The sequence below is a fragment of the Kitasatospora sp. NPDC093550 genome (assembly GCF_044764985.1).
Classification (GTDB): Bacteria; Actinomycetota; Actinomycetes; order Streptomycetales; family Streptomycetaceae; genus Kitasatospora.
On the sequence record NZ_JBIWJF010000010.1, the window covers coordinates 158,367 to 174,797 of the forward strand.

A 16,431-nucleotide genomic window follows, 5' to 3' on the forward strand; every position below is an offset into this window, starting at 1 on the left:
CGAGGAGTCCACGCATGTGCGGAATCGTGGCCTACATCGGCCCCAAGGACGCCACCCCCTTCCTGCTGGAGGGCCTGGCCCGGCTCGAGTACCGGGGCTACGACTCGGCGGGCGTCGCCGTCACCGGGCGCAGCGGCGGCATCAAGCTGCGCAAGGCGAAGGGCAGGGTCGCCGACCTCGCCGCCGACGTACCGGCCCGGTTCAAGGGCACCACCGGCATCGGCCACACCCGCTGGGCCACCCACGGCGTCCCCAGTGACGCCAACGCCCACCCGCACCTGGACAACGCCGACCGGATCGCCGTCGTCCACAACGGCATCATCGAGAACGCCGACGAGCTGCGCGCCAAGCTGGCCGCCGAGGGTGCCGTCTTCCGTTCCGAGACCGACACCGAGGTGCTCAGCCACCTGATCGCCGCGCACGCCACCGAGGGCGTCGAGCTGGAGGACGCGGTGCGCGCCGCGCTCGGCCGGGTCGTCGGCACCTACGGCATCGCGGTGATCGACGCCGAGCAGCCGGACCGGATCGTGGTCGCCCGCAACGGCAGCCCGATCGTGCTCGGCATCGGCGAGAAGGAGATGTTCGCCGCCTCGGACGTCTCCGCGCTGGTCCGCTACACCCGCCAGGTCGTCCACCTGGAGGACGGCGAGCTGGCCACCGTCCGCGCCGACGGCTTCCGCACCTTCACCGCGGACGCCCGCACCACCCACCGTCAGCCGTCCACCGTGGACTGGGAGATCGACTCCTTCGACACCGCCGGCTACGACCACTACCTGCTCAAGGAGATCCACGAGCAGCCCGGCTCGGTCGAGCGCACGCTGAGCGGCCGGCTCGACGAGCGCTTCGCCACCGCCCACCTCGGCGGCCTCAACCTGGACGCCCGCGAGCTGCGCGAGATCCGCCGGGTCAAGATCCTCGGCTGCGGATCGGCCTACTACGCGGGCGAGATGGGCGCGCAGCTGATCGAGGAGCTGTCCCGGATCCCCGCGCACAGCGAGCCGGCCTCGGAGTTCCGCTACCGCAACCCGGTGATCGAGGCGGATACCCTGTACGTCGCGGTCAGCCAGTCCGGCGAGACCTACGACACGCTGGCCGCCGTCCAGGAGATCAAGCGCAAGGGCGGCCGGGTGCTCGGCGTCGTCAACACCGTGGGCAGCGCGATCGCCCGCGAGTGCGACGGCGGCATCTACCTGCACGCCGGGCCGGAGGTCTCGGTCGCCTCCACCAAGGCGTTCACCTCCACCGTGGTCGCCTTCGCGCTGCTCGCCCTGCACTTCGGCCGCATCCACGACCTCTCGCCCGCCGACGGCCGCCGGATCGTCTCGGCCCTGCAGGCCCTGCCGGACCAGATCCGCGAGGTGCTGGACCAGAGCGAGGCGATCGCCGGACTCGCCCGCGAGTACTCCGAGTCGGCGGGCATGATGTTCATCGGCCGGGTCCGCGGCTACCCGGTGGCCCGGGAGGGCGCGCAGAAGCTCAAGGAGATCTCCTACGTGCACGCCGAGGCCTACCCGGCGAGCGAGCTCAAGCACGGCCCGCTGGCGCTGATCAGCCCCGAACTGCCCACCGTGGCCCTCGTCCCGGACGACGAGCTGCTGGACAAGAACCTCACCACCCTGGGCGAGATCAAGGCCCGGTCCGGCCGCGTCATCGCGGTCGCCCACCGCCGCCCGGAGGAGAAGCTCGCGGACCACTGCATCCTGGTCCCCAAGAGCGAGCCCGAGCTGGACCCGCTGCTGCTCAACATCCCGCTGCAGCTGCTCGCCTACCACGCCGCCGTCGCCCTCGGCCGCGACGTGGACAAGCCGCGCAACCTGGCGAAGAGCGTGACGGTCGAGTAGCCGTCACGGTCGTCGCGTGAGACGTCGGGCCCCGGTCGCTGTGCGGACGACCGGGGCCCGGTCGCGTGCGGAACGGGGGGTGCCGGCCGGGCGCGTGGGGCGTGTCGCTCGCGGCGGCCGGCCACGCGGCGGCCGGTCAGAAGACGGAGCAGCCGGAGAGGGTGGTGAGGGTGTCCAGGGCGGTGACGGCGGCGACGGAGTTGCCGGCCTGGTCGAGGCGGGGGCCCCAGGCGCAGACGGTGGCGCGGCCGGGGAGTATGGCGAGGATGCCGCCGCCGACGCCGCTCTTGCCGGGGAGGCCGACGCGGAAGGCGAACTCGCCGGCCGCGTCGTAGGTGCCGCAGGTGAGCAGGACGGCGTTGATGCGCTTGGCCTCGCTGCGGGACATCAGGCGGGTGCCGTCGGCGCGCACGCCGTAGCGGGCGAGGAAGGCGCCGGCCAGTACGAGGTCGCGGCAGCTCGCGCTGAGGGCGCAGTGCGCGTAGTAGTGCTCCAGGACGGTCTCGACCGGGTTCTCCAGGTTGCCGTGGCTGGCGATGAAGTGCGCCAGGGCGGCGTTGCGGTGGCCGTGCTCGGCCTCGGAGGCGGCGACCACCGGATCGGTGTCGAGCGCGGGGTTGCCGGACTCGCGGCGCAGGAACTCCCGTACCGCGGCGGAGGCGTCGCCGGTCATGGTCTGCAGGCGGTCGGTGACCACGAGGGCGCCCGCGTTGATGAACGGGTTGCGCGGGATGCCGTGCTCGGTCTCCAGCTGCACCAGGGAGTTGAAGGGGTTGCCGGACGGCTCCCGGCCGACGCCCCGCCAGAGCGTGTCGCCGCCGTAGGCGACCGCGAGGGCCAGCGAGAACAGCTTGGACACGCTCTGGACGGAGAACGGACGCTCCCAGTCCCCGACGCCGTACAGCTCGCCGTCGACGGTGGCGACGGCCATGCCGAACGCCTCCGGGTCGGCGGTGGCGAGGGCCGGGATGTAGTCGGCGACCCTGCCCTGGCCGCTGGTCGCGCGGGCGGCCGACTCCGCGGCCTCCAGCAGCGCCGGCCAGTCCAGGCTCTCCTCGCCGGGCACACCGTTCAACGTTCTTCCTCCACCGACACCACACCGAGCACGGACACGATCCGGACCGGGCGCGCGCGGTGCGGGCGGCGTCCGGTCCGACCTGGATTATCCGTGTTTCGGGAGCGGGTTCGGTACGGGGGTCCGATCCGGGTGCGGTACGGGGGTGGGAGGCTGGGGTCAGGGGGCTGCGGTGGGGGCCTGGACGGGCGGGCCGGTCAGCAGGGTGCCGGTGTCGGAGTAGGGCCAGCCGTTCGGGACGCAGCCGTGCAGCCCCTTGATCTGCTGCATCATCACCGGCGCCGGGGCGCCCGGTGCGGGGCAGTCCACGTGGCCGTTGCCGAGGATGTGGCCGACCTCGTGGTTGACCGCGAGCGCGTGGTACTGCTCGGGCTTGCCCCGGTAGAACTCGGAGAGCTCGGTCCAGCGCTTGAGGTTGATCACCACCTGGTGGGTGACGCCGCAGTTCACCGTGCCGCCGGTGTCCAGCCCGTACTGGCCGCAGATCCGGTCGGTGGACCGCGGCGTGGCCAGGTAGACGGTGAAGTCCACCGGGTCGGCGGGCATCCGCTGGAAGGCCACGGTGCCGTCGGCCGCCCAGCCGTGCCGGACGTCGCCGAGGACGGCGTCCACCTCGGCGGCGAACTTCTCCGGGCTCTCGGCGATGCCGTCCTCCACCCGGACCTTGTAGCGGTACAGGTGCTCACCGGTGCCGAAGCGGGCCGAGCCGCCGGGCGCGGTGGTGAACGCGAGGTCGCCGTGCTTCCGGGTGGTCCAGGGCTGCCACCACAGCAGGCCGGAGGTCAGGGCCGCGACCACCGCGAGTGCGAGCGCGCCGTGCCAGGGCCTCCAGCGCCTGTGGGGCTGCCGGGGCCGCCGGGGCTCGTCGGTGCGGGGCTTGCGGGTGCGGGTCCGTCCCTTCACCGGCGGCTCCCGAGGCGGCCGGCCGGTCGGGCGGGTATCGGGACCTGTGGGGACATGGTGGTGCTCCAGTGCGGGATCGGCGGGCGTGGGCCTGCCACGCGGTGCTGCGGTTCTACTCGGACAACGGGCGGGGACCGGCGCAGGTTCAAGGGCGCCCGGCCGGTCGGTGGCGGGGCTCCTGTCGGACGCGGGGCCCGGGCGGTTCCCGGAACCGCTCGATGGTGTCACCCGCCCGGCGTGTCCCTGGGGTCGGGCGCCGGAATCGGGTGTCGTGGTGCGGGTCGGTCCGCGGGGTGATCCCGGGCCGGTCCCGTCCCCGAACACTCCATGGGAGGCACCGTCATGTCCACAACCGCCGTCTTCACCGTCGAGGGGATGAGCTGCGGCCACTGCGAGCGGACCGTCAGCGCGGGCCTGTCCGCCCTGCCGGGCGTCACGGACGTCGTCGCCGACGCGGCGAGCGGCCGGGTCACCGTGGCCTCCGCACAGCCGCTCGACGAGGCCTCCGTGCGCGGCGCGGTCGACGGGGCCGGGTTCACGCTGGTCGGGCCGGCCTGACGACGGGTTCGGGGCGCCCGCGGGCGGTGAAGGCGAGGCCGGGTCCGTCGGTGGTGACCGACGGACCCGGCCGGCGTACGGGGATCAGCGCACGGGGATCAGCCCATGCTCTTCGCGCCGTCGAGGGACTCGCGGATGATGTCGGCGTGGCCCGCGTGCTGGGCGGTCTCGGCGACGATGTGCAGCAGCACCCGGCGGGCCGACCACGTGGCGTCCTGCTCGAACCAGGGGGCCTTCGGCAGCGGCTGGGTGGCGTCCAGGTCGGGGAGGGAGGCCACCAGCTCGTCCGTACGGCGGGCCACCTCGTCGTACGCGGCCAGGACACCGGCCAGCGTCTCCCCGGGCAGCATCCGGAACTCGTCCGCCCGGCGCGCGAAGTCCTCCTCGGTCCAGGTGGTGAAGTCGGGCATCGCGGACGGGCCCGTCACGATGAACTCCGCCCAGAGCCGCTCGACCGCGGTCACGTGCTTCACCAGGCCGCCCAGACACAGCGCACTCGCGGTGGTCCGCAGGCCCGCCTGCTCGTCGGTGAGGTCACGGGTGGTGAAGCGCAGGAAGTGCCGCTGCTTCTCCAGCGCGACCAGGAGGTCGGCGCGCTCGCCCGTGGCGGTGGTGGCGGTGGTGGCGGTGGTGGCGGTGGTGGCGGTGGTGGCGGTGCTCGCGGCGGTGGCGGGGGTCGTGGTCATGGTTCTGGCCTTCCGTTCGGTTCCTGCTCCCTCGGACAGGAACAACGCTACGAGCCATTGCGGCCACTTCCTGTCCTGAATCCCGGACAGAATCGGAGGCATGGCGAACACCAGCACCAGAACGCTGCGACTGCTCTCCCTGCTCCAGACCCACCGCTACTGGCCCGGTGACGAACTGGCCGACCGGCTCGGCGTCTCCGTGCGGACCCTGCGCCGCGACATCGACCGGCTGCGCGAACTCGGCTACCCCGTCGAGGCGCAGCGCGGCGTCGACGGCGGCTACCAGCTGGCGGCCGGCGCGGCGCTGCCGCCGCTGGTCATCGACGACGAGGAGGCGGTCGCCCTGGCCGTGGGCCTGCAGGCGGCGGCGGAGAGCCCGGTGGAGGGCGTCGCCGAGGCCTCGGTGCGGGTGCTGGCCAAGGTCGTCCAGGTGATGCCGGCCCGGCTGCGCCGCCGGGTGGAGGCGCTGCGCGCGATGACCGTGCCGGTCGACTGGGGCGGCCGGGAGGGCGCGGGCGTCGAACCGGACGTCCTCACGGTGGTGGCCCTCTGCTGCCGGGACGGCGAACGGCTGCGGTTCGGCTACACCGCCGCCGACGGGCGCGGCACGCAACGGCACGTCGAACCGCACCGGCTGGTCTGCCTCAACCGGCGCTGGTACCTCGTCGCCTACGACCTCGACCGCGCCGACTGGCGCAGTTTCCGCCTCGACCGGCTGGCCGCCCCGCAGGGCAGCGGGGCCCGCTTCGCCCCGCGCGTCCTCCCGGCGGCCGACGCGGCGGAGTTCGTCCGCGCGGGCCTCAACGGGATGCCCCACCCGTACCGGGTGGAGGCGCGGGTCGACGCGCCCGCCGACCACGTCCGCGCCCGGGTCGGCCGCTGGGGCACGGTCGAGCCCGTCGCCCCCGGCCGCTGCCGGCTGCTGATGACCGCCGACTCCCTCGACTGGCCCGCCATGGCGCTCGGCTCGCTGGGCGCCGAGTTCGAGGTGGTCGGGCCGCCTGCGCTGCGCACGCTGCTGGCGGACTGGAGTGCCCGCTTCGGGCGGGCTGCGGGGGAGGGGGAGGCCGCTGGGGGCGCGGGGGAAGGGACGGGGGTGGGGGCGGAGTAGGAAGTCGGGCGGGTCGACTTCTTGTGCGTGCGTGCGAGGCGGGGTCGGGTGGCGGGGTGTCAGGGGGCGAGGGCGTCGAGGGTGGTGCGGAGGCGGGTGAGGGCGGTGGGGAGGTCGGCGAGCGGGGGTGTGGCGAGGGCGAGGCGGAGGGCGTGGGGGTGGTGCGGGGTGGTGGCGAAGGCGTCGGAGGTGGAGACCAGGATGCCCTCGGCGGCGAGGGCGGCGGCCGCGTGGTCGGGGCGTTGGTGCGGTTCGAGGGCGAGCCAGAGGATGTACGAGGTGGGGTGGGCGGTGGTGGCCAGCCCGGCGAGGGCGGTGCGGGCGACGGCCTGCCGGGCGGCGGCGTCCGTACGGCGCTCCCGTTCCAGGCGGGCGACCGTGCCGTCCGCGAGCCAGCCGGTGGCGAGGGCGGTGATCAGCCCGGGCGCGCCCCAGGCCGCCGTGCGCAGCCGGCTGGTCGCGGCCCGCAGCAGCCGGTCGGGCAGGACGGCGAAGCCGAACCGCAGGCCCGGCGCCACGTTCTTGGAGAGCCCCGCCACGTAGCAGGTGCGCCCGGGCGCGAGGGCGTGCAGCGGGGCGGGCGGCGCGGCCTCCAGGAAGGCGTAGCTGCCGTCCTCGATCAGCGTGCAGCCGTGCTCCGCGGCGAGGCCGGCCAGCCGCTCGCGCTGCGCCCGGTCGAGCACCCAGCCGAGCGGGTTGTGGACGGTCGGCATGGTGTAGACCGCGCGCACCGGGCGGGCGCGGCAGAGCCGGTCGAGCGCGTCGAGGTCCGGGCCCGCGGGGGTGACCGGGACGGGCGCCAGGTCGAGCCCGTGCGCGGCGGCGAGCAGCTTGATGCCGGGGTAGCTCAGCGCGTCCACGGCCAGGACGTCGCCTGGGCGGGTGAGGGTGCGCAGGACGCAGTCCAGGGCCTGCTGCGCCCCGTTGGTCAGCAGCACGTTCTCCGGCGCGGTGTCGACCCCGCGGTCCAGCAGGTACCCGGCCACGGCGGCCCGGTCGTGCCGGTGGCCGCCCGGCGGGTGCTGGCGCAGCAGGGCCTCGGCGTCGCCGGAGGAGGCGAGGGCGCGCAGCGCCTGCCGGAGCAGGTCGCCCTGGTCGGGGGAGAGCGGTTGGTTGAAGGAGAGGTCCGCCACCCGGGGCACCGGGAGCGTGCGGGAGGGTTCGATGCCGTCGTAGCCGGAGCGCAGCCGGACGAAGGTGCCCCGGCCCTGCTCACCCACCACCAGCCCGGCGGCGGCCAGTTCGGCGTACGCGCGGGTGGCGGTGGCGAGCGCGACGCGCCGTTCGCGGGCGAGCGTGCGGTGGGTCGGCAGCCGGGTGCCGGCCGGGAGCGCACCGGAGCGGATGGCCGCCGCGTACTCGTCGACGATGGCCTTGTAGGAGGGCGGTCGCACGGGTCACCTGCCGGGTCCTGGGGGTGGTGGGGCGTAGCGGGAGCGCGGGCGAGCCCGGAGTGTATCCAGGACAATAACTGGATTGTCCTGGATCGGTGTTCCTAGTCTCGGGGCAACCGGGGTGTCCGGGGATTCCAGCACCGAGGCCGGGAACGGAGCACGCGCCCATGACCATCCGCAGCGAGCGGGACCAGCACGTCGTCACCCTCACCATCGACCGGGAGGAGAAGCTCAACGCCCTCGACTACCCGACGATCGACGCGCTGCTCGCCGAGCTCGACCGCGCGGACGCCGACGACACCGTCCGCGCCGTGATCCTCACCGGCGCCGGGCAGCGGGCGTTCAGCGCGGGCGCCGACATCCCGTCCCTGGCCGCCAGCATCGCCGGCGGGCCCGAACGGGCGCTGCGCGAGTTCGTCCGGCGCGGCCACACCCTCACCCGACGGATCGAGGAGTTCCCCAAGCCGGTCATCGTCGCGGTGAACGGCCTTGCCTACGGGGGTGGTTGCGAGGTGACGGAGGCCGCACCGCTGGCCGTCGCGGCCGCGCACGCGACCTTCGCCAAGCCGGAGATCTCGCTCGGCTTCCCGCCGCCCTTCGGCGGCACGCAGCGGCTGCCGCGCCACGTGGGCCGCAAGCGCGGCCTGGAGCTGATCCTCACCGGCGACCCGATCCCGGCCGCCCGCGCCGCCGAACTCGGCCTGGTCAACACGGTCGTCCCGGCGGACGAACTGCTCGACACGGCAAGGGCGTTGGCCGAGCGCATCATCCGCCACGCCCCCACCGCCGTGGCCGCCTGCCTACGGGCGGTGACCCGGGGCGTCAACCTCCCGATCGACGAGGGGCTCGCCGTGGAGGCGGCGGCCTTCGCCGCGACCGTGCCGACCGAGGGCGTACGGGACGGGGTGCGGCGCTTCCTGGACCGTACGGCCGTCTCCCGCTGAGGCGGGGGGCGGGGGCGGTCAGGGGGCGGCCGGTTCGTCGGCGCAGTGGGCGGCGACGGTGTCGGCGAAGGCGCGGGCGAGGGGACCGAGGCTGTCCCAGTCGCGGACGGCCCAGCCGGCGGTGAGGGCGGGCAGGTCGGGGAGCGGGAGCAGCCGCAGGTCGGGGTGGCCGGGGCCCTGCCACTGGGGGAGGGCGGGCACGACGGCGTGGCCGAGTCCGAGCTCGGCGAGCAGGATCGCGGTGTCCCAGTCCGCGACGCTGGTGTCGAAGACCGGCCGGATGCCCGAGGCGCCCAGCCAGGCGTCGAGTTGGGAGCGGGCGACGGAGTTCTGCGGCAGTCCGATCAGCCGGGCGTCCTGGAGGTCGGCCGGTGCGATGCGGGCCCGGGCGGCGAGCGGATCGCCCGCCGCGACGGCCAGCACCCACGGCAGCTCGACGACCGGCCGTTGGCCGATGCCGCGGACCGGGGTTCCGAGGGTGATCCAGGCGAGGTCGACCCGGCCGGCGGTCACCGCCTCCAGACAGCTGCGGCTCGAGACCTCGGTCTGGAACTCCAGGCTGACCTGCGGGAAGCGCCGCCGGAAGGCCACCACGGCCGCCGACATGAAGTGCCGGATGCTGGTGGCGCCGGTGGTGATCCGGACGGATCCGCCCTCGCCGCGCCCGAGTTCGGCGATCCGGTGCAGGGCGTGGTCGATGCCGCCGAGCCCGGTGGCGACGGCGGCCTGGAGCAGCCGGCCCGCCTCGGTGGGCACGACCCCGCGCGGGTGTCGTTCGATCAGTGAGAGGCCGAGCTCCCGCTCCAGCCGCTTCACGTGCTGGCTGACCGCGGACTGGGTGCAGTGCAGCTCGCGGGCGACGGCGCTGAGCGAGCCGGCCCGGCACACCGCGGCGAAGACGCGGAGGTCGTCGATGGTCACGGGGATCCAAGGTATCGCTTGGGGGTGCCCCAGCAAACCGGTGGATTGACTTGGGTGTTCGGCGGGCTCGATCATCGATTCCGGGCCCAGGGCGGCAACCCGCCCACTGCCCCCGCTGCGGCGTTCCGGACGCCGGGGCGGGGGCGGTGGGCGGGTGTCGACCCGCGATGATCGACACTGCGGACGCCCGGTGCGTCAGCAGCGCGAGCGGTACGAGCGGTACGAGCGGTACGAGCAACGAGCGGTACGAGCAACGAGCAGCACGAGCAGTACGGCGGTACGAGCAGGATGAGCGAGGGGGAACGGAAATGCGCTACGCCGACGGTCCGGGGACGGTCTGCGAGGTCTTCGTCCAGGCACCGGTGGACCGGGTGTGGGAGCTGGTGACGGACATCGAGCTGCCCACCCGGCTCAGCCCCGAGCTCCAGCGCGTCGCCTGGCTGGACGGCGCGGACGGCCCCGCCGTGGGCGCCCGCTTCGAGGGCCACAACCACCGCGCCGACATGCCCGATTGGCGGACGGTCTCCGAGGTCACCGAGCTGACCGGGAGCACCGCGCCGACCGGCCCCACCGGCCCCGCCGGCGTGCGCGTGTTCGCGTGGGCCGTGATGGACGCCGACGGCCGCTACGGCGAACCGGTCTCCGACCCGGCCGGCTCGCTGGCGCGGTGGCGCTTCGACCTGACCCCCGAGGACGGTGGCACCCGGCTGCGCCAGTCGGTGGAGATCGGCCCCGGCCGCAGCGGCGTCAGCGCCTACATCGACGCCAAGCCGGAGTTCGAGGAGAAGATCGTCGACTTCCGGCTGGGCGAGCTGCGCAAGGGCATGACGGCCACCCTCGAAGGCGTCAAGTCGCTGGCGGAGCAGGCGGAGCAGGGGGAGTAGGCGGAGTGGGCCCCGCACGGCCGTACGGAGCGGACACCCGGGTGGTGTGGACGGGACGGTCCTCAATCGCGCACCCGGGCACCCGTGCGGCGCAGCGCCATCCGGGCCGGTAGCACGCTGGACAGCAGAGCCGGCGCCAGGCACACCCCGATGGTCAGCGCCATGGTGGACCGCGGCAGGTTGAGGTTGACGTCGGTGCCGAGCCGGGAGGAGAGGCCGGAGCGGATGCCCAGCAGGGTGACCACCGCGATCAGCAGGCCCAGCGTGGTGCCGATGCCGATCGCCAGTGCCGACGCGGAGGCGACGATCCGCAGCACCTGGCGCCGGGTCGCGCCGGACAGCCGCAGCACCGTGAAGTCCGCGGCCCGTTCGGCGGTGTGTATACCACCGAGGTGAGCGCCGAGGGGTCGTGCGCCCGGGCGGTGGCGGTGGTCAGCAGCACGCTCGACGTTGAGGGTCGCTCCAACGCGGCCATCGCCCGGCGGCTGGTGGTCACCGAGGCCACGGTGTCCAAGCGGATCGCGAGCATCTTCACCAAGCTCGACCTGCCGCAGGCCACGGACGACCACCGCCGGGTGCTGGCGGTGCTCACCTACCTGGGGTCCTGACGGGCCGGTGTCCGGGGTCCCGGGGGGCCGGGGTTCGGGGGCCGGGGGTTCGGGCCCGCCCGTCGGCGATCACCAGGACAGGGGGTAGCGGACCGGATGCCTGCCGATCCGGGCGGGCAGCAGGCCGATGAGGACCAGGAGCCCGGTGGCGAGCAGCAGCAGCGGGAGGAACGGCACGGGGTGCGGCGCCTGCAGGACGACGATGACGGCGGTGGCCGCGGCCGGGGAGTGCGAGAGGTGGGTGAGCATCATCGCGCCGAGCGAGAGCCCGGCGGCGACGGCCGCACCCCAGGCGGTGCTGCCGGTGACGGCGAGGGTGGCGAAGCCGATCAGGGCTGACATCAGCTGACCTCCGACCAGGTTCCGCGGCTGGGAGATCGGGAGCCCGGGCGCGCCGTGCACCAGCGCCGCGCTGGCCGCCAACGGCGGGATCAGCAGGGGTTGGTGGAGCAGCACGCCGACCGCGACCAGCAGGAGCAGGGCGCCGATGGCGAAGACGGTGGCCCGCAGCACGTGCAGCGGGTGCGGTCTGGGCGTGGCGGCGGACGGCGGCGTGGGCATGCGTGCGTGCTCCGGATGGGGGACGGGGACCTGGAGATGATAAACAGATTGTTGAGGAAAGGTGGGACGTTTTGCCTGTCAGGCAAGACCGACGCCCGCCGGGCACTACCGAAGGCGGCTGGGCAAGGCCGCAAGGGCAAGGCCTACGGCGTATGGGCAAGGCCGCAAGGGCAAGGCCGACGGCGTAGGGGCAAGAATGCCGGAGCAGGGCCGAAGGGGAGGGAGTGCTCATGACCCCACCGTCCGTGACCGTCTTCCGTGACGCCCACCCGTTCGGCGCGGCGCAGGCCGTCGACCTGGTCGCCGTGAACGGCCTGCTGGCCGAACGGGTCCGGTTCGGCGGCCCGGCTGGGGTGCGGAGCGCCGTACCTCCTCGGTCGGGCGCGGGCGCGGGCGCGGAACCGGGCGGCTCCGCGCCCCCGTTCAGGGGAGTCATCAGGCCCGGTGTTCAACCGCCGGGGGGAGGCCGGGCATGGAAAAGGCAGGGACGTGGTGTTCCCTGCCACTACCAAGCTATACCGCACCGGGGGGCTTGCGGCAAGGCCCCCGTCCTCCCGCAGAATCGAGGGTCTCAACGCCTTGACCTGCGGAAACGGGAGTCGTGACATGCGTGTGTTGTTGACGAGCTGGGGATCGCGCGGAGACGTCGAACCGGTGGCGGCGCTGGCGGCGGCCCTGCGGGACCTCGGCGCCGAGGCGACGGTGTGCGCGCCGCCGGACCAGGACTTCGTGGATCTGCTGGCGAGGATCGGAGTGCCGCTGGTGCCGCTCGGCCCGACGGTGCGCTCGATCGTCGCCGGCCCGAAGCGGCCGACGGCGCAGGACGCCTTCCGGCTGGCCCCCGAACTGGTCGCCGCGCGGTTCGAGACGCTCACCGCGGCCGCCGAGGGCTGCGACGCCCTGCTGGCGACCGGCCTGATGCCGGCCGGAGCACCGGATGTCGCCGAGCACCTCGGCATCCCTTATGTGCTCGCCTGCTTCCACGTCTTCGGACTGCCCTCGCGGCACTTCCGGCCGGGCGCGCGGCCGGGCACGCCGTCCCCGCAGGAGGAGACCGACCCCCGGGTGCTGTGGGAGCAGGACGCTCAGCGGGTGAACGGGCTGTACGGCGAGGCGCTCAACCGCCACCGGGCAGCGCTCGGTCTGCCGCCGGTGGACAACGTCCGCGACCACGTGCTGACCCGCCGGCCGTGGCTGGCGGCGGATCCGACGCTCTGCCCGTCCGAGGGCATGACCGAGCTCGACCTGGTGCAGACCGGGGCGTGGATCCTGCCCGACGACCGCCCGCTGCCGGCCGACCTGGAGGCCTTCCTGGACGCCGGTGAGCCTCCCGTGTACGTGGGCTTCGGCAGCATGGCCTCGCACGCCCCGGAAGACATCGCCAGGGTCGCGACCGAGGCGGCGCGGGCCCACGGCCGCCGGGTGGTCCTCGCCCGCGGCTGGGCCGGCCTGACCCCGGTCGACGACCAGGACGACTGCCTGGTCATCGGCGAGGTCAACCAGCAGGCGCTGTTCCCCCGGGTGGCCGCCGTCGTCCACCACGGCGGAGCCGGCACCACCACCACGACGACCAGGGCCGGTGCGCCCCAGGTGGTCGTCCCGCGGATCGCGGACCAGCCGTACTGGGCCCGCCGCGTCGCCGAGTTGGGCATCGGTGCGGCCCACCTCGACCCCACGCCCACCGTCGACTCCCTGTCCGCCGCGCTGGCCACGGCCCTGGCCCCCGAGACGCGGACACGGGCCCTGGCCGTGGCCGCGACCATCCGCACCGACGGGGCGACGGTGGCCGCGAAGCTGCTGCTCGAAACCGCGGCCGGGCGGGGGCCGCACACATCGGCCTGAGTCGGGCGGAGGTCAGAGCGAGGGTGAGGTCGGGCCCGGGGGCCTGGGCGCATCGAGACGCCGAGTGGCGAACTGCGGTGCGCAGCTGAGCAGGTGGGGTGAGTGCGGCTCCCGGTACCTCCTCCCTTCGATCGGTCGGGGACGCGTCCCCGACCCGTACGGGCCGTGTTCCGGCAGCGTTCCGGTGACCGGGCTCCGGGCGTCGGCGGCGTCGGTTAGGGTGCCCACCGGCGCGTCCGGCCACCGCGGGCCGGCGCGAGGGGAGGGCGGCATGACCAACGGTGTGCGCGAGGAGACCGTGCGGGCCGGCGACGGCATCCAGTGGCTCGCGGAGGTCGGCCGACCCGGCACGGGCCTGCCGGGAACGGGCGGGCCCGACACGGACGGCGAGGTCGGCGGTGTGGTGTTCGCCCGGGGGATCCCGCCCGAGGAACTCGCCCGCCGGATGGGCGCCGACCCGACCGCCGGGACGGAGCCGATCAGCGGCACCGAGCTCCGGGACCTGGACATCGAGGTCTACCGCCCCAGCGACGACGGCGACGGCGTGATCCGCGTCGGCGAGTGCGGCGGCTGGTCGTTCGCGATCGAGTACGGCGACTCCACGGGTGGTGAGCTGCTCACCGAGATAGCGCGCGACGGTGTCGAGGTCGTCCACTTCCGCCCGATGCCCGAGCAGCCGCCGGCCCTGCTCGACTACGCCCACGACGGCGCCGTGCTGTGCGGCTTCGGCCTCGGCGAGGAGCGCTGGCGCTGGGGCCAGGAACCGGACCTCCTCGTCCCGGACCTGATCGCCGCCGGCGTCCTGGAGCCGGACGGCGTCACCCCCCGGGCCCCTGAGGGCGGCGACGGAGGCGTGGCCGCCCACCGCCGCACCCTCGGCGCCGTCGAACGGCGCTTCGGCCTGAGCCTGCCCCGAGCCGCCCTCGACGGCCTGCGCCTGCGGGCCTACGCCGTCCGCGGCACCCCGGGAATGGCGCCCCGGTGAACCGCGGGCGCCGGCGATCGGCAAGGCGATGACGGACAGCGCCAGGCCAGGAGCGGCGGACAGCACCAGCGCAGGAGCGGCGGACAGCGCGAACAGTTCGGACGGAACGGTCATGGTCGGTCTCCCTCCCGGGCCCCACCGGCGGGGCCCGACGACCGTCATCCTTGCGCTCCGCCGCTCCTCGCACATGTGCCGATCGGGAGGTTCCCGAACCGGAACTCCCGGTGCGGCCCTGCCGGTCGGCAGGGCCGGTTCCCGGCCCGCCGAACCGACGACGCCCGACGGGAGCCCTCGGTCCCGAGGGGGCGGTCGACCCCTCACCCGGGTGGCCGGTGGCAGGGCGGGCGGCGCGCGCCCCCCGTCCGGAGGTTTCGGGCAGGCAGGGCGGAGGCGCGGCGCCTAGGGTCTGTGATGCGTCGACCGGGCCGCGCGCCGGGCGTACGCCGTCCCGCCGCGCGCCGGGGCGACCGGCCGACCCGAGAGGTGGACCTGCCCCATGCACACCGTCGTCCGCGGCGCCGGAGCGCTCGGCCTGGCCGCGCTGCTGCTGACCGCCACCGGCTGCCAGGGCGACGGTTCGTCCGCCGCCGAACCCGCGCCCACCTCCCCGGCCACCGGGGGCTCCGCGAGCGCCACCGGACTGGCCGCCCAGCACCTGGACTGGCACGCCTGCGCCGCCCCCAGCACCGCCCAGGGCAGCGGCACCGCGCCCCCCGCCGACTGGCAGTGCACCACCCTCAAGGCGCCGCTGGACCACGCCAAGCCGGACGGGCCGACGGTCGACCTCGCGCTGATCCGCAGCCGGGCCAAGGACGAGCAGCACCGGATCGGCTCGCTGCTCTTCAACTTCGGCGGCCCCGGCGCCTCGGGGGTGGCCACCCTGCCCGCCCTCGCGCCGAGCTACGCCTCCCTCAACACCCGCTACGACCTGGTCAGTTTCGATCCGCGCGGGGTCGGCGCCAGCGCCGGGGTGACCTGCCTGGACGACCGGGCCATGGACGCCAGTGCGGCCGTCGACGGCACCCCGGACGACGCGGCCGGGGTGAAGGCCCTGGACGACAGCAACGCCCGGTTCGTCGCCGCCTGCGAGCACAACTCCGCTCCCGTACTGCCGTACGTGGACACCGAGAGCGCGGCCCGGGACATGGACCTGATGCGGCAGGTGCTGGGCGACCCGAAGCTCTCCTACTTCGGCATCAGCTACGGCACCCAGCTCGGCGGCGTCTACGCGCACCTGTTCCCGCAGCAGGTCGGCCGGCTCGTGCTGGACTCGGTGGTGGACCCGACGAAGGACCCGCAGCAGGCCGCGCTCGGCCAGGCCCAGGGCTTCCAACTCGCCCTCGACGACTTCATGAAGGCCTGCGCCGCCCAAGTCGGCACCTCCTGCCCGACCGGGGCCGGTGGCGACGAGGGCACCGCGAAGGTCGCCGCGCTGCTGCAGCGGCTGGAGCAGTCGCCGCTGCCGACCGAGGACGGGCGACAGCTCACCGAGACGCTGGGCGTCACCGGCATCGCGGGCGCCCTGTACAGCCAGGAGACCTGGCCGGTGCTGGCGGCCGGGCTCACCGAGGCGATGGAGCAGGGCACCGGCACCACGCTGCTCCAGCTCTCCGACGGGCTGAACGGGCGCGACGCGCAGGGGCACTACAGCAACCTGAACGCCGCGAACCGGGCGATCAGTTGCGTGGACGCCCGGCAGCGCTACTCCGACCAGGACGTCCAGCAGCAGCTGCCGCAGTTCCAGGCCGCCTCACCGGTGTTCGGCGCCTTCACCGCCTGGGGCCTGACCGGCTGCACCGGTTGGCCCGTTCCGGGCAAGACCGACCACCCGGAGGTCGCCGCGGCGGGCGCGGCCCCGATCCTGGTGGTCGGCACCACGGGGGACCCGGCCACCCCGGTCGAGGGTGCCCGCACGATGGCGCAGCAGCTCGGCCCGGGCGTCGGCGTCACCGTCACGCTGCAGGGCGAGGGGCACGGCGGCTACAACACCGGAAACCCCTGCCTGAAGCGGACCGTGGACGCCTACCTGCTGGACGGTACGGTGCCGGCGGACGGGACGACCTGCGGCTGAGGACGACCTGCAGCCGAGGACGACCTCCAGCCGGGGAGGGGCGGGCG

The 16,431-nt window shown here is 74.6% G+C and carries 15 protein-coding genes and 1 pseudogene; 9 read left to right on the forward strand and 7 right to left on the reverse strand.

The features are described 5' to 3' along the window. Nucleotides 1-14 precede the first annotated feature (14 nt). Nucleotides 15-1,841 carry a glutamine--fructose-6-phosphate transaminase (isomerizing) gene (glmS, locus tag ACIRD3_RS18425; protein WP_402217412.1) on the forward strand — a complete coding sequence of 609 codons (1,827 nt, stop codon included), beginning with the start codon at nt 15-17 and terminating at the stop codon, nt 1,839-1,841. 136 nt (nt 1,842-1,977) lie between these two features. Here the strand turns inward: glmS and ACIRD3_RS18430 are convergent, their stop codons facing one another. Both ACIRD3_RS18430 and ACIRD3_RS18435 read right to left on the reverse strand, forming a co-directional pair. Then, the gene (locus ACIRD3_RS18430; RefSeq protein ID WP_402217718.1) at nt 1,978-2,889 is read right to left on the reverse strand and encodes a glutaminase; all 912 of its coding nucleotides are present in this window, start codon (nt 2,887-2,889) and stop codon (nt 1,978-1,980) included. Nucleotides 2,890-3,075: 186 nt separating this feature from the next. Then, nucleotides 3,076-3,819 carry a DUF3152 domain-containing protein gene (locus ACIRD3_RS18435; RefSeq protein WP_402217415.1) on the reverse strand — a complete coding sequence of 248 codons (744 nt, stop codon included), beginning with the start codon at nt 3,817-3,819 and terminating at the stop codon, nt 3,076-3,078. Nucleotides 3,820-4,161: 342 nt separating this feature from the next. Between ACIRD3_RS18435 and ACIRD3_RS18440 the strand changes: the two genes are divergently transcribed. Then, complete coding sequence (locus ACIRD3_RS18440) at nt 4,162-4,377, forward strand: heavy-metal-associated domain-containing protein (RefSeq protein ID WP_402217418.1); 216 nt, start codon at nt 4,162-4,164, stop codon at nt 4,375-4,377. 98 nt (nt 4,378-4,475) lie between these two features. Here the strand turns inward: ACIRD3_RS18440 and ACIRD3_RS18445 are convergent, their stop codons facing one another. Continuing rightward, nucleotides 4,476-5,063 (reverse strand): DinB family protein, encoded by a 588-nt coding sequence (locus ACIRD3_RS18445; protein WP_402217420.1) that lies wholly within the window; start codon nt 5,061-5,063, stop codon nt 4,476-4,478. A gap of 100 nt (nt 5,064-5,163) precedes the next feature. On the opposite strand from ACIRD3_RS18445, the gene ACIRD3_RS18450 reads away from it, so the two are divergent. Further along, nucleotides 5,164-6,174 carry a helix-turn-helix transcriptional regulator gene (locus ACIRD3_RS18450; RefSeq protein ID WP_402217423.1) on the forward strand — a complete coding sequence of 337 codons (1,011 nt, stop codon included), beginning with the start codon at nt 5,164-5,166 and terminating at the stop codon, nt 6,172-6,174. A gap of 59 nt (nt 6,175-6,233) precedes the next feature. Here ACIRD3_RS18450 and ACIRD3_RS18455 read toward each other — a convergent pair whose 3' ends face one another. Next, on the reverse strand, nt 6,234-7,568 hold the full coding sequence (locus tag ACIRD3_RS18455) for a PLP-dependent aminotransferase family protein (RefSeq protein ID WP_402217426.1): 1,335 nt from the start codon (nt 7,566-7,568) through the stop codon (nt 6,234-6,236). Nucleotides 7,569-7,735: 167 nt separating this feature from the next. Between ACIRD3_RS18455 and ACIRD3_RS18460 the strand changes: the two genes are divergently transcribed. Further along, nucleotides 7,736-8,512 carry a crotonase/enoyl-CoA hydratase family protein gene (locus ACIRD3_RS18460; RefSeq protein ID WP_402217428.1) on the forward strand — a complete coding sequence of 259 codons (777 nt, stop codon included), beginning with the start codon at nt 7,736-7,738 and terminating at the stop codon, nt 8,510-8,512. Between the two features lie 18 nt (nt 8,513-8,530). On the opposite strand, the gene ACIRD3_RS18465 is transcribed toward ACIRD3_RS18460, so the two are convergent. Continuing rightward, the gene (locus tag ACIRD3_RS18465; RefSeq protein ID WP_402217431.1) at nt 8,531-9,433 is read right to left on the reverse strand and encodes a LysR family transcriptional regulator; all 903 of its coding nucleotides are present in this window, start codon (nt 9,431-9,433) and stop codon (nt 8,531-8,533) included. A 308-nt stretch (nt 9,434-9,741) separates the two neighbouring features. Between ACIRD3_RS18465 and ACIRD3_RS18470 the strand changes: the two genes are divergently transcribed. Then, entirely contained in the window at nt 9,742-10,317 is a 576-nt protein-coding gene (locus tag ACIRD3_RS18470; protein WP_402217434.1) for an SRPBCC family protein, read from the forward strand. A gap of 62 nt (nt 10,318-10,379) precedes the next feature. Here ACIRD3_RS18470 and ACIRD3_RS18475 read toward each other — a convergent pair whose 3' ends face one another. Beyond that, nucleotides 10,380-10,700, reverse strand: a complete 321-nt coding sequence (locus ACIRD3_RS18475) for an FtsX-like permease family protein (RefSeq protein ID WP_402217720.1) — start codon at nt 10,698-10,700, stop codon at nt 10,380-10,382. Between the two features lie 60 nt (nt 10,701-10,760). Between ACIRD3_RS18475 and ACIRD3_RS18480 the strand changes: the two are divergent. After that, a pseudogene (locus tag ACIRD3_RS18480) lies at nt 10,761-10,925 on the forward strand (LuxR C-terminal-related transcriptional regulator); the annotation flags it as partial. 69 nt (nt 10,926-10,994) lie between these two features. Here the strand turns inward: ACIRD3_RS18480 and ACIRD3_RS18485 are convergent. Further along, nucleotides 10,995-11,486: an HPP family protein gene (locus ACIRD3_RS18485; protein WP_402217436.1), complete on the reverse strand. Its 492-nt coding sequence runs from the start codon at nt 11,484-11,486 to the stop codon at nt 10,995-10,997. 606 nt (nt 11,487-12,092) lie between these two features. Between ACIRD3_RS18485 and ACIRD3_RS18490 the strand changes: the two genes are divergently transcribed. The 3 genes from ACIRD3_RS18490 (at nt 12,093) to ACIRD3_RS18500 (ending at nt 16,384) form a co-directional block, all read left to right on the forward strand. After that, entirely contained in the window at nt 12,093-13,328 is a 1,236-nt protein-coding gene (locus ACIRD3_RS18490) for a glycosyltransferase (protein ID WP_402217438.1), read from the forward strand. A 271-nt stretch (nt 13,329-13,599) separates the two neighbouring features. After that, nucleotides 13,600-14,313 carry a DUF6461 domain-containing protein gene (locus ACIRD3_RS18495; RefSeq protein ID WP_402217441.1) on the forward strand — a complete coding sequence of 238 codons (714 nt, stop codon included), beginning with the start codon at nt 13,600-13,602 and terminating at the stop codon, nt 14,311-14,313. Nucleotides 14,314-14,809: 496 nt separating this feature from the next. After that, nucleotides 14,810-16,384, forward strand: coding sequence for an alpha/beta hydrolase (locus tag ACIRD3_RS18500; RefSeq protein ID WP_402217443.1), 1,575 nt, complete (start codon nt 14,810-14,812; stop codon nt 16,382-16,384). The last annotated feature ends 47 nt before the right edge of the window (nt 16,385-16,431 follow it).

Excerpts from the sequence above, each read along its gene's own strand:
- glmS (WP_402217412.1), top strand. The coding sequence starts at position 15 with ATGTGCGGAATCGTGGCCTACATCGGCCCCAAGGACGCCACCCCCTTC.
- ACIRD3_RS18440 (WP_402217418.1), top strand. The coding sequence starts at position 4,162 with ATGTCCACAACCGCCGTCTTCACCGTCGAGGGGATGAGCTGCGGCCAC.
- ACIRD3_RS18445 (WP_402217420.1), bottom strand. The coding sequence starts at position 5,063 with ATGACCACGACCCCCGCCACCGCCGCGAGCACCGCCACCACCGCCACC.
- ACIRD3_RS18450 (WP_402217423.1), top strand. The coding sequence starts at position 5,164 with ATGGCGAACACCAGCACCAGAACGCTGCGACTGCTCTCCCTGCTCCAG.
- ACIRD3_RS18460 (WP_402217428.1), top strand. The coding sequence starts at position 7,736 with ATGACCATCCGCAGCGAGCGGGACCAGCACGTCGTCACCCTCACCATC.
- ACIRD3_RS18470 (WP_402217434.1), top strand. The coding sequence starts at position 9,742 with ATGCGCTACGCCGACGGTCCGGGGACGGTCTGCGAGGTCTTCGTCCAG.
- ACIRD3_RS18485 (WP_402217436.1), bottom strand. The coding sequence starts at position 11,486 with ATGCCCACGCCGCCGTCCGCCGCCACGCCCAGACCGCACCCGCTGCAC.
- ACIRD3_RS18490 (WP_402217438.1), top strand. The coding sequence starts at position 12,093 with ATGCGTGTGTTGTTGACGAGCTGGGGATCGCGCGGAGACGTCGAACCG.
- ACIRD3_RS18495 (WP_402217441.1), top strand. The coding sequence starts at position 13,600 with ATGACCAACGGTGTGCGCGAGGAGACCGTGCGGGCCGGCGACGGCATC.
- ACIRD3_RS18500 (WP_402217443.1), top strand. The coding sequence starts at position 14,810 with ATGCACACCGTCGTCCGCGGCGCCGGAGCGCTCGGCCTGGCCGCGCTG.